Here is a 13,478-nt window from a genome sequence, read left to right on the forward strand (position 1 = left end):
CTCAATGAATACTGAACATTACATAAAGTAATGTTTGAATTGACTGTGCTCTTATTGGTTTTCACTTTTGAAAAAGTAAAACAAAACAGCTCAAGGCTGCTTCCCAATTCGAATGGTCACTTCGTATCATTGAAACCTAAATTGTTTCCGAAGAAACCATTTGGATTATCATCAACGAGTGCCCACACAGATTGATAGGTTTATATTGTTAAAGAGCTGTGCTTTTCAAGAAACTTTCTCTCAAAGCGGAGGTGCATTCTAGCGAGATAATTTGAAGAGTCAAACACTTTTTCAAACTTATTTTCTCAGAAGCTTTTCACCTCTCTAACACTGCTGAAGCCTTGTGGCGTCTGCCGTGTCAGTGGATGCGCATTATAGGGAGTCCTTCTGATAGCGCAAGCCCTTTTTCAAAAAAAATTGAAAAAACTCATCGTTCGTTGAAAATGTGTTCAAAACAACAAAAAAGAGGGCAAAAAGCCCTCTTTTATCTATCTATTTCATTCAGTTTTAAATGAATGCGTACGCGTCAGCAAACATGCGGTCGCTGTTAGCACCTTTGTTCTGGGTAAATTGTTCACGAGCCGCACCCGCCATTTCAAAACGTCCAGCAATGTAGATGTCATATTCTGCAAGAGAATCAAAATCGTCACTGACGGCTTGAAGTACGTTTCCGACTTTGCCTTGCCATTCAGAAGTCGCTTCTTCTACTACTGGAATAAAGTGAACGTTGCGGAACTGAGCTGCGATACCATCCAGTTCATCCTTAGCATATAGCTGGCGCTCATCTCGGCCACCCCAGTAAAGGTGGATCTCATTGGTTTTGTTTTGAGCTACGCAGTGATCCAATATCGAACGCACGTAACTAAAGCCTGTCCCACCAGCAATCAAAAGTAGAGGACGTTCGCTCTCTTCTTTAACCCAGGCATCACCATGAGGTGCATCAATACTGATGTCACCATTATTTTCTAATGCGTTTTGCATCGCTTCGACAACTTCAAGAGCATACGCGTTATGCTCTGCTGCACCAATGTGAAGCTCTAACTCGCCTTCATGACGGCAAGGGCTGCTTGCAATAGAGAATGGACGTTTATCTTTTTCTCCCATCACAACCATTAGATATTGGCCAGCTTTGAAGCTGACTGGTGTCTCTGGATGCAACAGAATTCGATGGGTATTACAAGCTAACGGCTCAATAGACTTTACTTTACATTGGATGGTCATGTTATTCCTCTTACTTACTCCTCAAAAGTAAGTACCAAATTACTTTCTGCGAAGGCCTGACAAGCAAACACCCAGCCTTGTTGCTGCTCTTTCTCTGTGAGCATTGGCTCAAGCTGGTAAGTGACTCGACCTTCTATTTTCCGACACAGACACGCTGTGCACGCTCCCACTTGGCAACGGTTTGGGAAGCTGATGTTATGGTTGAGCGCAGCTTCCAATACCGTTTCCCCTACCTGCACATCGAACTGTATATTCTGCGGCTGCAAGGTCACCAAATGGCTCATAATATTCCCAGCTTACTCCATTTTGCATCGACCTGCGCAACTAACTGAGAATCTTTCTTGATTGGGATGCCCCACTCTCGCTGGACTTCTCCCTCAAACTTGTTGGTCGCATCCAAACCTAACTTAGAACTGCGACCTTCTTTTGCTGCTATTTGTACGGTGTCACGATTAGGATCCATTCTGGTGGTGATCGCCCAGATAATGTCATTCCAATCGTGCACATTGACGTCATCATCGCAGAGAATAACAAACTTGGCATCCGTATACTGCTTGAGAAACTCCCACACACCATTGAGCACCGCTTTCGATTGCATAGCATGCGTTTTCGTCATCGATACCACCATGAAACGATCGGCGCCAGCAGATTCTGGTAAAGCAATATCAACAATTTCCGGGAATGCCTGACGAAGCTGTTGTAGATCCTCACCTGTAATCGCTGTTTGGCTTGCGGATATTAACTCTGGGTCAGAGGCCTTTTCGGCATCCCATTTAATCGTTGCATCCAAGCCCATCTTAGAGCCAAGCCCTACAACTGGTGAGGCGAAGTCGAGAGAATCAATAGGCGTGTTGTCAATCATTAAGGTATCGCGAACAGGTTCCATATGCTCACACATGGCCTTCACGACATCATCCCAACTTCGCGCATTGACACTTTCATCACACACTACAACAAACTTGGTATACATAAACTGGCGAAGGAAAGACCATACCCCCATCATGACTCGCTTAGCATGCCCTGGGTATTGCTTTTTCATTGTTACCACCGCCATGCGGTACGAACAGCCTTCTGGTGGCAAATAGAAATCTTCTATTTCAGGAAACTGCTTTTGCAGAATAGGAACAAACACTTCATTTAACGCAACACCCAATACAGCAGGTTCATCTGGCGGACGCCCTGTGTAGGTGCTGTGATAGATCGGGTCCTTACGCATGGTAATGTGAGTAATGGTAAAGACGTGGTGTTTTTCTTTTTCGTTGTAATAACCAGTGTGGTCACCATAAGGCCCTTCGTCCGCATACTCATTCGGGTCAATATAACCCTCAAGCACGATCTCTGCGCTAGCAGGCACCTCAAGATTATTACTTACAGATTTAACCACTTCAGTTTTGCTGCCACGAAGCAAACCCGCAAACGCATACTCAGATAAGGTATCTGGTACTGGTGTTACCGCGCCTAATATAGTGGCTGGGTCAGCACCAAATGCGACCGAAACAGGGAAAGGCTCTCCTGGGTTGGTTTCCATCCAGTCACGCAGATCAAGGGCGCCACCACGGTGTGCTAGCCAGCGCATGATGATTTTGTTCTTACCAATTTTCTGCTGACGGTAAATTCCTAGATTCTGGCGCTTTTTATGTGGTCCTCGAGTCACGGTTAACCCCCACGTAAGCAGAGGCGCCACATCATCTTGCCAGCAACTCATCACCGGGATTTTATCGAGATCAACTTCGTCACCTTGCCAAACAATCTCCTGACACGCAGCTTTACGTAGCCTTTTGGCAGGCATGTTCAAGACTTGTCTAAAAACAGGCAGTTTCTCTAACGCGTCCTTAAAGCCACGTGGTGGCTCCGGCTCCTTGAGATAAGCCAACAATTTACCCACTTCACGCAGATCTTTGACGTCTTCGCGCCCCATACCTATCGCGACCCGCTCAGGGGTGCCAAACAGGTTGGTCAGCACAGGTACATCGTAGCCAATGGGATTTTCAAACAACAATGCCGGGCCACCTGCACGTAAAGTACGGTCGCTAATCTCTGTCATTTCATAATGTGGATCGACAGGCTCGGAAATGCGTTTAAGCTTCCCCTCCTGCTCAAGGTGAGCGATAAAGTCGCGTAAATCCTTAAAACTCATAGGTCTTCTGTGACTGATTAAAGTGCAAGCAGTATAACAAAAAGAGGAATCTTCCGATCCCTCTTTTCTATAAGGTTATTTTTATTGTGATAATACGTTCAAAATCGCGCTGCTACGTACCTTTTGATTATGGCTAGCAAGCTCTTCTAGCCAAGTGGAATAACCCTGGTTGGCTAATTCCGTGGCCACCATGGAGGCCTCATCACGAATCGCCATTCTATCGATCAAGAAGGCTTTCACTTCTTCAGTCATGGGTTTAATTCGAGTCAACTCTTTAATGGCTTGCTCTTTAAGACTGGGGTTATGAGCAGCATGCATGATCTGGTTAACTGCAAAGACATCACCCACCTTAGCTAATCGGCTTAGCTCCGACTCGCTGTGGAAATCTGCTCGCATCAACCAAAGCAGTTTGTAAACATCAGGGTTTTCACTCACCTGAGCTAAACGAACCATGACTTGAGAAGAGGGTAACCAGCTGGTAACCGCTTCTCCGGTCAACTGAACGACTAAATTATCAACCGCCTCAGGTGATAAGCTGTCCAACTCACGGATGAGTAATGCTTCCCGAGCCTGTACCTGGTAATCACTACCAGACAGCCACTTTTTCAGTTCCAATTCACCGCGCTCGGCACTCAGAACAAAATCGAGCGTGGACTGATCTTGGTGCCACTGCTTGAGCAACCGACTGGCTATTGCCGGATAATTAAACGCAGGAACAGAAAATTCATAGCCGTCCCCTCTTTCCAGCACCTGATAGGTCGGCACCATGGCTTTTTGCTGTTCAACGAACAAAGCCATTTTTGGCGTCAAGATGACGTTTTGATCTTCAATTTTTTTGAGCAGTAGGAAACGCGCCACTTCTTGTTGAGGAAGCGACAATCTTTCGAGAGCGAAATTGAGCGAGTCGATATTATTTTCGACAGCGTATTGGAGAAGTTCAGCGACTTTATAGTGAATCTGCTGATCCTGAAGTAACTGTTCGGCTTTGTCTGGATGCATTTCCATCGCAGCAACCGTTGGCGCTCCAATCAATAAAGATGTGCATAGGAGAACCGACGACAACATTCCTTGTTGCATGTTAACCTCCTCTTAACATTCTCGCTCATTGTGAGCCCTATCAAATGAGAATGCAAACAAAAACGCCACCGACAATGTCGATGGCGTTTGGAATCACAAATTCTTACTGACGACGCATAGCATCAAAGAACTCATCATTGGTCTTAGTCATTGCGAGCTTATCGATTAGGAATTCCATCGCGTCGATCTCACCCATCGGATGAACAATCTTACGCAAAATCCACATCTTCTGCAGCTCTTCATTCTTAGTCAAAAGTTCTTCACGACGAGTGCCTGAACGGTTGAAGTCGATAGCAGGGAAAACACGTTTCTCAGCGATCTTACGGTTCAGGTGGATTTCCATGTTACCTGTACCTTTAAATTCTTCGTAGATAACTTCATCCATCTTAGAACCAGTATCAACTAGAGCCGTTGCTAGAATCGTCAGGCTACCACCTTCTTCTACATTACGTGCAGCACCGAAGAAGCGCTTAGGTCGATGTAGGGCGTTTGCATCGACACCACCAGTCAGAACTTTACCTGATGAAGGAACTACCGTGTTGTATGCACGAGCTAGACGAGTGATAGAGTCAAGTAAGATAACCACGTCTTTTTTGTGTTCAACCAAGCGTTTCGCTTTCTCGATCACCATTTCAGCAACTTGTACGTGACGAGACGCTGGCTCATCAAACGTTGACGCAACCACTTCACCTTTAACCAGGCGCTGCATCTCAGTTACTTCTTCTGGACGCTCGTCGATAAGCAGTACCATTAGCTCACACTCAGGGTGGTTGTAAGCAATGCTTTGAGCAATGTTTTGCAGCAGCATTGTTTTACCCGCTTTTGGCGGAGCTACGATTAGACCACGCTGACCTTTACCGATTGGAGAGGCTAAGTCTAAAACACGAGCTGTAATATCTTCTGTCGAACCGTTACCACGTTCCATCACCATACGCTCATTGGCGTGCAATGGCGTTAAGTTTTCAAATAGAATCTTATTACGTGCGTTATCCGGCTTGTCATCATTAACTGTATTAACTTTCAACAGAGCAAAGTAACGCTCGCCGTCTTTTGGTGGACGAATCTTACCGGCAATCGAGTCACCAGTACGAAGGTTGAAACGGCGGATTTGACTTGGAGAGACATAGATATCGTCTGGACCTGCCAAGTAAGAACTGTCTGCGCTACGCAAGAAGCCAAAACCGTCTTGAAGTATTTCCAGAACCCCGTCGCCAAAAATATCTTCACCACTTTTTGCATGTGCTTTAAGGATGGCGAAGATGATGTCTTGCTTTCTTAGACGTGCCAGGTTTTCAAGGCCCAAGCTTTCGCCAAGTTTGACAAGATCAGACACAGGTCTGTTCTTCAGTTCTGTTAGATTCATTGTGGTGGATACTTTTTTAGTCAAAATAGGATCTGTTATTTAGTTAAGATGAATTTGGTCACAGGATCGACCAAGAAGAGATACTTGTTTATTTAACGTGCGATAAATTAGCACTAAATACTAGCCTAGTCTAGATTTTGTTAGCCTTCAAAAACAAAACCGCACATTGAGGTCAATGTACGGTCTTATCTGAACAACTTATTTATAGGTTCGCGTCCAAAAACTCTTTTAGTTGAGTCTTAGATAAAGCACCTACTTTCGTCGCTGCCACGCTACCATCTTTGAAAAGTAGTAACGTTGGGATACCACGAATACCAAATTTCGGTGGAGTACCTGCGTTTTGGTCGATATTCAGTTTACCGATAGTGAGTTTGCCTTCGTACTCGTCGGCGATTTCGTCCAAAATAGGAGCAATCATCTTACAAGGACCGCACCATTCTGCCCAAAAATCAACAAGAACCGGGCCTGCAGCGTTTAGCACGTCGGCTTCAAAACCTTCATCAGTTAGCTGCAAAATCTTATCACTCATCTTCCACTCCAATGTGTTTTTTCGGAACTGGTTGGATGATAACCAGTATTTAGATGCCCTATTGGAATGTATTTACTTTCGTATTGCAAGCTTAAGCTGATATTCTATAGCCATGAAAAAGACGCATATCACAGAGCAAAAGTTCGCCAATTTGGGTTTACACCCCCAAGTTACTGAAGGTTTGGAGAAAAAAGGGTTCGAGTTTTGCACCCCAATTCAAGCTTTGGCGTTGCCGGTACTGCTCACCGGCCAAGACATCGCAGGTCAGGCTCAAACAGGTACAGGGAAAACCCTTGCCTTCCTGACGGCTACTTTTAACCATTTGCTGAACACTCCAGAGCACGAGGGTCGTAAACCAACGCAACCACGTGCCATCATCATGGCACCGACCCGTGAACTGGCAATTCAGATTTACAACGATGCAGAACCTCTCACCCAAAGCACAGGCATCAAAGCAGCTTTAGCTTACGGTGGTGAAAGCTACGACAAGCAGTTGGCGAAGCTTGAGCAAGGCGTCGATGTACTCATTGGCACCACAGGTCGCATTATTGATTTCTATAAGCAACGAGTCTTCAACCTGAACAATATTCAGGCGGTTGTGCTTGATGAAGCTGATCGCATGTTCGACCTTGGTTTCATCAAAGACATCCGTTTCCTATTCCGCCGTATGCCTGAACCCAAAGAGCGCTTGAACATGTTGTTCTCAGCAACACTGTCATACCGTGTTCAAGAGCTGGCTTTCGAACATATGCACAACCCAGAGCACGTTGTGGTGGAACCGGAAGTCAAAACCGGTCACCGCATTCAGGAAGAGCTGTTTTACCCGTCTAACGAACACAAGATGTCTCTGCTACAAACTCTTATTGAAGAAGAGTGGCCAGAGCGCGCGATCATCTTTGCTAATACCAAACACAAATGTGAATCCGTATGGGGTCACCTAGCCGCTGATGGCCACCGTGTAGGCCTATTGACGGGCGATGTACCACAGAAGAAGCGCGAACGCATCTTAGAGCAGTTCACTAAAGGTGAAGTTGACCTGCTAGTGGCGACAGACGTGGCAGCTCGTGGTCTCCACATCCCTCAAGTGACTCACGTGTTTAACTTCGACCTACCTGACGATTGCGAAGATTACGTACACCGCATCGGTCGTACAGGTCGAGCAGGAGCCAGTGGTCACTCAATCAGCTTTGCGTGTGAAGATTATGCGATTAACCTTCCGCCAATTGAAGAGTATATTGAACACACGATTCCTGTGTCTGACTACGACCCAAGTGCTTTGATTGAAGATCTACCAGCACCGTTACGTCTGCGCTCTAACCGTCCGCAGCAACGTCGCACTAATACTGGTGGCTCACGCTCAGGCAACCGTCGTAACCACAACCGCTCTCGTCAACGTCAACAAAAGGATTCTTAAGTCGTCTATGAGCCAAGCAGTTTCTTCTCCGCTCTACGCTGCCATCGACCTCGGGTCGAACAGTTTTCACATGCTCGTTGTGCGTCATATTGATGGCAGCGTTCAAACTATGGCCAAAATCAAACGTAAGGTTCGTCTTGCCGCAGGGTTAGACAGCAACAATGCGTTAAGCCAAGAGGCCATGCAACGCGGGTGGGACTGCTTGAGTCTCTTTGCCGAGCGACTTCAGGATATCCCAGCTCAACACATTCGCATTGTGGGTACCGCTACACTGCGCACCGCAACCAATGCGGATATCTTTGTTGAGAAAGCGAATCAGATTCTCGGCCACAAGATTGACGTTATCTGCGGTGAGGAGGAAGCCGCGACCATTTATAAAGGGGTCGCCCACACATCAGGTGGCTGCGGACGACGTTTGGTGGTCGATATTGGCGGTGCCAGTACTGAACTTATTATCGGTCAAGGTTTTGAAGCCAAAGCGCTGACCAGCCTGAAGATGGGTTGTGTTACTTGGCTAGAGCGTCACTTTAAAGACCGTCAGCTCACCGTAACCAACTTTAACAATGCAATAGAAGCCGCTAAAGAAACGCTGAGACCTATCCTTGAGCAATACACTCAAATTGGTTGGGACGTGTGTGTCGGTGCTTCTGGTACGGTTCAGGCTTTGCAAGAAATTATGCTGGCACAAGGTATGGACGAGGTCATTACTCACGCCAAACTCAAGCGTCTGCAAAAACAAGCCATGCTGGCGGATCATTTGGAAGAGTTGGAGATAGAAGGGCTAACACTAGAGCGCGCATTGGTATTCCCAAGCGGTCTTTCGATTCTCATCGCTATCTTTGAACTGCTTGAAATTGATTCGATGACACTAGCTGGCGGCGCACTGCGCGAAGGCCTAGTGTATGAAATGGTCGATGAACTCAAACAAGACGACATTCGTGCGCGCACAATTGCCAGTGTACAAAGTCGCTATCAGATTGATACCGCATACGGGGAGCAAGTGGCTACTTTAGCCAGTAAATTACTTGAGCAATGTGAAGCCCAGTGGATTACAGAAGCTCAGGGAAGTATTTTGCTCGAAACGGCGGCCAAGCTGCACGAGATCGGTCTGACGATTGATTTCAAGAAAGGCGGCGAACACAGTGCTTACCTGCTACAAAACCTTGATCTTCCGGGTTATACCCGAGCACAAAAACACTTTCTAGGTGAAATCTCGCGTCGTTACCGTGAGCAGCTCACGTCTCTACCAGAGCAACACGCCCTGTCGGGTAATAGTGCTAAACGAGTCCTGCGCCTGTTGCGTTTGGCGGTTCTTCTCACTCATCGTCGCAACCCAGATTTAGAACCAAGCATCACTCTTCAATCTCAAGGCGATAAGCTAACTTTGACTATCGCGGAACAATGGCTGAAAGCCAACCCTCTGACTGCCGCAGAGTTAGAAATTGAAGCCAACCGCCAAAGTGATATTGGCTGGCCCTTAAATATCATTGCTAAGTAGCAAGCCCAATAAAAAAGCCCGGTCAGAGTATTCTCTACCGGGCTTTGTTTTGATTCACACTTACTGAGCGCCGACCACTTTAAATTCTGGGTTAACGGCTGTCAGCTTCTTCACCAAATAATTCAATAAGACGCCATACATAGGCACAAACAGACCTAAGCTGATCACCAGTTTGAATCCATAATCCACCAGCGCAATTTCTGTCCAGTGCTCGGCCATAAATGGATCAGGACTCTGGTAAAACGCAATCGCAAAAAACGCGATGGTGTCGAGCGCATTACCAAATAAGGTTGAACACGTTGGGGCAACCCACCACTGCTTTAGCTGGCGTAGACGGTTAAATACGTGCACATCCAAAATCTGACCCAGCAAATAAGCCATAAAGCTCGCAATCGCGATTCGTGCCACAAACAAGTTAAACTCGCCTAATTGGATAAAGCCTTGGAATGCGCCTTCATAGAAGAGAACGGATAGGCCGTAAGACACCGCAAGAGCTGGCAGCATCACCAAGAAGATAATCTTACGAGCTAGTTGCGCGCCAAAGATCCGCACCGTCAAATCGGTCGCTAGGAAGATAAATGGGAAAGTGAAAGCGCCCCAAGTGGTATGAAACCCGAACACGGTAAACGGAAGCTGAACCAGATAGTTACTTGATGCAATAATGATCAGGTGGAACAGGACTAATAAGAAAAGGGCTTTGCGCTGCTGCGCAGGGGTAAAGTTACTCATGCGATACCTTTTTAGTTTGGTTTGGGGGTGAGGGAACCCAAATCGAATCACTTCCAAGCCACGGAAGGACTCTGACCAACAATGTAAAATGAAAAATCAATGTGATATTTAAGTCGTGCCGTTTCTGCAAACTGACACTCAGCCATTACATTGCAAAAACCTCCAACACGACAAATATCGCGGCGGGCGATTATACATTAACCAATATGAGTCGCAATAGGCAGGTTTTACGCAATCGTTAACCTAGCTAAAATCCACGCTGAAACAGGCCCGCTAGGTAATCTAACTCTTCTTTGCTGGCATCTATACTCAGAGCTTCCAACCAGATACTTTCGCTGTAATGCTCGGACTTAAGAAACAGCTGACACCCCTCAAAATCAATCAACCATGAGTGAATATCAGCATCCCATTGCTTTTCAATCACAGACGCAGAAAGGAGTGTAATCAACTTATCAGCCAGTTGAGGAAAACTATCAAAATCAAAACGCGGAGCTCGAATGATGATACGCCCTTGTTGCGCTTGATACTCAAGTAAACCAAATTCCGTTTGCTGCACTGAATCAACCATGATGAGTAATGTGCTCCTGAATTAAATCTAAGAATGGATCCGCGTATTTTTCTAACTTACGTTGCCCTACTCCATTGACCGCTAGCATTTCACCATAAGAGGTTGGCAAGATTTCCGCCATATCAATCAAGGTGGCATCACTGAACACCACGTACGGTGGTAAGCCATCTTCATCGGCAATCGCTTTGCGTAACTTACGCAACTTGGCAAACAACTTTTTGTCGTAGTTTTTACTGGTGAGTTTGTCGGACTTAGCCGCTCTTGCGGCGGTGTCCAGACGAGGCACGGCTAATTCAAGAGCAGTATCTCCACGCAATAGAGGGCGCGCTTCCTCAGTAAGTTGTAAGGTCGAGTTGCGAGTAATGTTCTGGAACAGCATCCCTTTATGGATCAACTGACGGAAAATACTCACCCAGTAGTCGTGGCTGTTCTCACGCCCGATACCATAGGTAGTGAGCTTGTCGTGGCCATTTTCACGGATGCGGATATTCTGCATTCCGCGCAGGACTTCAACCACATAACCCATACCAAAGCTCTGATTAACCCGGTAGACACAAGACAACGCTTTACGTGCCTGTTCAGTGGCATCAAAATGCTTGGGCGGGTCCAAACAGATGTCGCAGTTGCCACAAGGCTGCTCACGGTACTCACCAAAATAATTCAATAACACCTGACGGCGGCACGTCTGCGCTTCAGCAAAAGCACTCATCGCATTGAGTTTATGCGCTTCCACCTGCTTTTGCGGCCCGTCATCTTTTTCATCCAACATACGCCTTAACCAGCTGATGTCTGCTGGGTCATACAGCATCATCGCTTCCGCAGGTAAGGCATCCCGACCTGCACGACCAGTTTCTTGATAATAGGATTCAATGTTGCGCGGAATATCAAAGTGAACCACAAAGCGCACGTTGGGTTTGTTGATCCCCATACCAAACGCCACAGTCGCGACGACAATTTGAATATCATCACGCTGAAACGCTTCTTGCACATAGGCACGTTCATCAACCTCCAACCCAGCATGATAACTGGCCGCACGTATATGGTTGTTGCACAGTTTTTCTGTCACCATCTCGACTTTCTTGCGGCTACCACAATAAATAATGCCACAGTGGCCTTTATGTGTATCGAGAAACCGGATCACCTGAGAAATCGGTTTGTGCTTTTCCACTAAGGTGTAGCGGATGTTAGGGCGATCAAAACTGCCCAAATAGATGTGTGGGCCTTTGAGCTGAAGACGGTGCATGATGTCACTGCGTGTTGCATCATCGGCCGTTGCTGTCAGCGCCATAAAAGGCACATGAGGAAACTGTCGTTTTATTTGCCCTAGTGAAGCGTATTCCGGCCTGAAGTCATGCCCCCACTGGGAGATACAGTGTGCTTCGTCAACGGCGATCATGGACAGTGACAGACTTTCAAGGCGTTCGAGAAAGTCACGCATCAAGACACGCTCTGGTGACACATACACCAGTTTAAGCTGACCTGAACGCATACGGTTATATACAGAAACCAAATCTTCACGAGGCATAGCTGAGTTGACACACTCCGCCGCCACACCATTGGCTTTAAGCTGATCGACTTGGTCTTTCATTAATGAAATCAGCGGCGAAATCACTAAAGTTAGACCATCACGGACAAGTGCTGGGATCTGATAACAGAGTGACTTACCGCCACCCGTCGGCATGATGACTAAACTGTCCTGTCCATCAACAGCGGCATCGATTACTTCCTGTTGGCCGTCTCGGAATGACTGATAACCAAACACATCCTCAAGTACGCTTTGTGGTGTCAGTGAAGGGTCAGATTGTTCAGCAAGCAGCGTCGCGGTCATTGATATCTCGATAGCGCCAAGAGTGGAGGAAAGCAAAGGGCACATTGTAGTAGTGTTACGATATGAATAAAACCGCAAATTGCTAGGTGATTAACTGACTCATTCGTATACTGGATGCTTCCTTTTTAAAAATCACCCTTTGAGTAAACGTCAATGACAGCAGAAGAGCAACAGAGAGCACGGCAAGGCGTCCTTCTCGCCATCGGTGCCTACACCATGTGGGGGATTGCACCGATCTATTTTAAAACCATCAGTGAAGTTTCACCGTTTGAAATCTTAGGTCACCGCGTTGTGTGGTCTTTTGTTCTACTGGCCGTGTTACTGCACGTTGGCCGTCGCTGGCGTGGTGTGCGCGATGTGATCCGATCCAAAACCAAAATGCTATTTCTGGTTTCCACCTCACTGCTCGTGGGAGTGAACTGGTTAATTTTCATCTGGTCAGTGAATGCCAATCATATGTTAGATGCCAGCCTCGGTTACTACATCAACCCCTTGATTAATGTCCTGCTCGGTATGCTGTTCTTAGGCGAAAGACTGCGCAAGCTACAATGGTTTGCCGTTGCACTTGCGGCTTGCGGTGTCATGGTTCAGTTGATCGCTTTTGGTTCAGTCCCCACCGTCGCCATTGCTCTGGCACTGACGTTTGGTTTTTACGGACTATTACGTAAGAAAGTCAGCCTAGATGCCCAAACAGGCTTATTCATTGAGACTTTGATCATGCTACCTGCCGCCGCGGTGTATTTACTGTGGATTGCTGACTCTTCCACTTCTGATTTTGCAGCGAACCCGATGAACCTAAACCTGCTGCTAATCTCCGCTGGAATCATTACGACCTTGCCACTACTGTGTTTCACTGGGGCTGCTACCCGTCTTAAGCTCTCCACTTTGGGCTTTTTTCAGTACATTGGCCCAAGCCTGATGTTCTTACTGGCAGTACTGGTATATGGCGAAGCCTTTACCACAGATAAAGCCATTACCTTTGCCTTTATCTGGGGCGCACTCATGGTATTTAGCTTTGACGGGCTTAAGACCAATAAACAATCACGAAAAATCGCAACGGTAAAGTGATCGTTTTTTACAAGACAATGTGACACAGCCGATATAAGCTTGATGA

At 46.6% G+C, this 13,478-nt stretch carries 12 protein-coding genes; 3 read left to right on the plus strand and 9 right to left on the minus strand.

Features of this window, described 5'->3' with window-relative positions; genetic code table 11:
* Window positions 1-507: 507 nt before the first annotated feature.
* The 6 genes from fre to trxA form a co-directional block, all read right to left on the minus strand.
* Window positions 508-1,221, minus strand: a complete 714-nt coding sequence (fre, locus tag L1D23_RS18090) for an NAD(P)H-flavin reductase (protein ID WP_239869671.1) — start codon at window positions 1,219-1,221, stop codon at window positions 508-510.
* Window positions 1,222-1,235: 14 nt separating this feature from the next.
* Window positions 1,236-1,505 (minus strand): 2Fe-2S iron-sulfur cluster-binding protein, encoded by a 270-nt coding sequence (locus L1D23_RS18095; protein ID WP_239869674.1) that lies wholly within the window; start codon window positions 1,503-1,505, stop codon window positions 1,236-1,238.
* A complete protein-coding gene (gene ubiD / locus L1D23_RS18100) occupies window positions 1,502-3,358 on the minus strand; it encodes a 4-hydroxy-3-polyprenylbenzoate decarboxylase (RefSeq protein WP_239869684.1) in 1,857 nt (618 codons plus the stop codon). The genes L1D23_RS18095 and ubiD overlap by 4 nt, the downstream gene beginning before the upstream one ends.
* Before the next feature lie 81 nt (window positions 3,359-3,439).
* Complete coding sequence (locus L1D23_RS18105; protein WP_239869686.1) at window positions 3,440-4,435, minus strand: hypothetical protein; 996 nt, start codon at window positions 4,433-4,435, stop codon at window positions 3,440-3,442.
* A gap of 103 nt (window positions 4,436-4,538) precedes the next feature.
* Window positions 4,539-5,798, minus strand: a complete 1,260-nt coding sequence (gene rho / locus L1D23_RS18110) for a transcription termination factor Rho (protein ID WP_004745495.1) — start codon at window positions 5,796-5,798, stop codon at window positions 4,539-4,541.
* Window positions 5,799-6,000: 202 nt separating this feature from the next.
* A complete protein-coding gene (gene trxA / locus L1D23_RS18115; protein WP_239869688.1) occupies window positions 6,001-6,327 on the minus strand; it encodes a thioredoxin TrxA in 327 nt (108 codons plus the stop codon).
* 112 nt (window positions 6,328-6,439) lie between these two features.
* Between trxA and rhlB the strand changes: the two genes are divergently transcribed.
* Together rhlB and gppA are read left to right on the plus strand one after the other, a co-directional pair.
* The gene (rhlB, locus tag L1D23_RS18120; RefSeq protein ID WP_239838688.1) at window positions 6,440-7,741 is read left to right on the plus strand and encodes an ATP-dependent RNA helicase RhlB; all 1,302 of its coding nucleotides are present in this window, start codon (window positions 6,440-6,442) and stop codon (window positions 7,739-7,741) included.
* Between the two features lie 7 nt (window positions 7,742-7,748).
* Window positions 7,749-9,239, plus strand: a complete 1,491-nt coding sequence (gene gppA, locus L1D23_RS18125) for a guanosine-5'-triphosphate,3'-diphosphate diphosphatase (RefSeq protein ID WP_239869689.1) — start codon at window positions 7,749-7,751, stop codon at window positions 9,237-9,239.
* 60 nt (window positions 9,240-9,299) lie between these two features.
* Here gppA and L1D23_RS18130 read toward each other — a convergent pair whose 3' ends face one another.
* The 3 genes from L1D23_RS18130 to recQ all read right to left on the minus strand — a co-directional run bounded on the left by L1D23_RS18130 (window position 9,300) and on the right by recQ (window position 12,364).
* Window positions 9,300-9,968 (minus strand): 7-cyano-7-deazaguanine/7-aminomethyl-7-deazaguanine transporter, encoded by a 669-nt coding sequence (locus tag L1D23_RS18130; protein WP_239869699.1) that lies wholly within the window; start codon window positions 9,966-9,968, stop codon window positions 9,300-9,302.
* Window positions 9,969-10,215: 247 nt separating this feature from the next.
* Window positions 10,216-10,536 carry a DUF3630 family protein gene (locus L1D23_RS18135; protein ID WP_239869702.1) on the minus strand — a complete coding sequence of 107 codons (321 nt, stop codon included), beginning with the start codon at window positions 10,534-10,536 and terminating at the stop codon, window positions 10,216-10,218.
* Complete coding sequence (gene recQ / locus L1D23_RS18140) at window positions 10,529-12,364, minus strand: ATP-dependent DNA helicase RecQ (RefSeq protein ID WP_239869704.1); 1,836 nt, start codon at window positions 12,362-12,364, stop codon at window positions 10,529-10,531. Before recQ ends, L1D23_RS18135 begins: the two co-directional genes overlap by 8 nt.
* Window positions 12,365-12,517: 153 nt before the next feature.
* Between recQ and rarD the strand changes: the two genes are divergently transcribed.
* On the plus strand, window positions 12,518-13,432 hold the full coding sequence (gene rarD / locus L1D23_RS18145) for an EamA family transporter RarD (RefSeq protein WP_239869706.1): 915 nt from the start codon (window positions 12,518-12,520) through the stop codon (window positions 13,430-13,432).
* Window positions 13,433-13,478: the final 46 nt, after the last annotated feature.

Source organism: Vibrio sp. Isolate24 (genome assembly GCF_022398215.1).
Lineage (GTDB): Bacteria > Pseudomonadota > Gammaproteobacteria > Enterobacterales > Vibrionaceae > Vibrio > Vibrio coralliilyticus_A.

Excerpts from the sequence above, each read along its gene's own strand:
- fre (WP_239869671.1), bottom strand. The coding sequence starts at position 1,221 with ATGACCATCCAATGTAAAGTAAAGTCTATTGAGCCGTTAGCTTGTAAT.
- L1D23_RS18095 (WP_239869674.1), bottom strand. The coding sequence starts at position 1,505 with ATGAGCCATTTGGTGACCTTGCAGCCGCAGAATATACAGTTCGATGTG.
- ubiD (WP_239869684.1), bottom strand. The coding sequence starts at position 3,358 with ATGAGTTTTAAGGATTTACGCGACTTTATCGCTCACCTTGAGCAGGAG.
- L1D23_RS18105 (WP_239869686.1), bottom strand. The coding sequence starts at position 4,435 with ATGCAACAAGGAATGTTGTCGTCGGTTCTCCTATGCACATCTTTATTG.
- rho (WP_004745495.1), bottom strand. The coding sequence starts at position 5,798 with ATGAATCTAACAGAACTGAAGAACAGACCTGTGTCTGATCTTGTCAAA.
- trxA (WP_239869688.1), bottom strand. The coding sequence starts at position 6,327 with ATGAGTGATAAGATTTTGCAGCTAACTGATGAAGGTTTTGAAGCCGAC.
- rhlB (WP_239838688.1), top strand. The coding sequence starts at position 6,440 with ATGAAAAAGACGCATATCACAGAGCAAAAGTTCGCCAATTTGGGTTTA.
- gppA (WP_239869689.1), top strand. The coding sequence starts at position 7,749 with ATGAGCCAAGCAGTTTCTTCTCCGCTCTACGCTGCCATCGACCTCGGG.
- L1D23_RS18130 (WP_239869699.1), bottom strand. The coding sequence starts at position 9,968 with ATGAGTAACTTTACCCCTGCGCAGCAGCGCAAAGCCCTTTTCTTATTA.
- L1D23_RS18135 (WP_239869702.1), bottom strand. The coding sequence starts at position 10,536 with ATGGTTGATTCAGTGCAGCAAACGGAATTTGGTTTACTTGAGTATCAA.
- recQ (WP_239869704.1), bottom strand. The coding sequence starts at position 12,364 with ATGACCGCGACGCTGCTTGCTGAACAATCTGACCCTTCACTGACACCA.
- rarD (WP_239869706.1), top strand. The coding sequence starts at position 12,518 with ATGACAGCAGAAGAGCAACAGAGAGCACGGCAAGGCGTCCTTCTCGCC.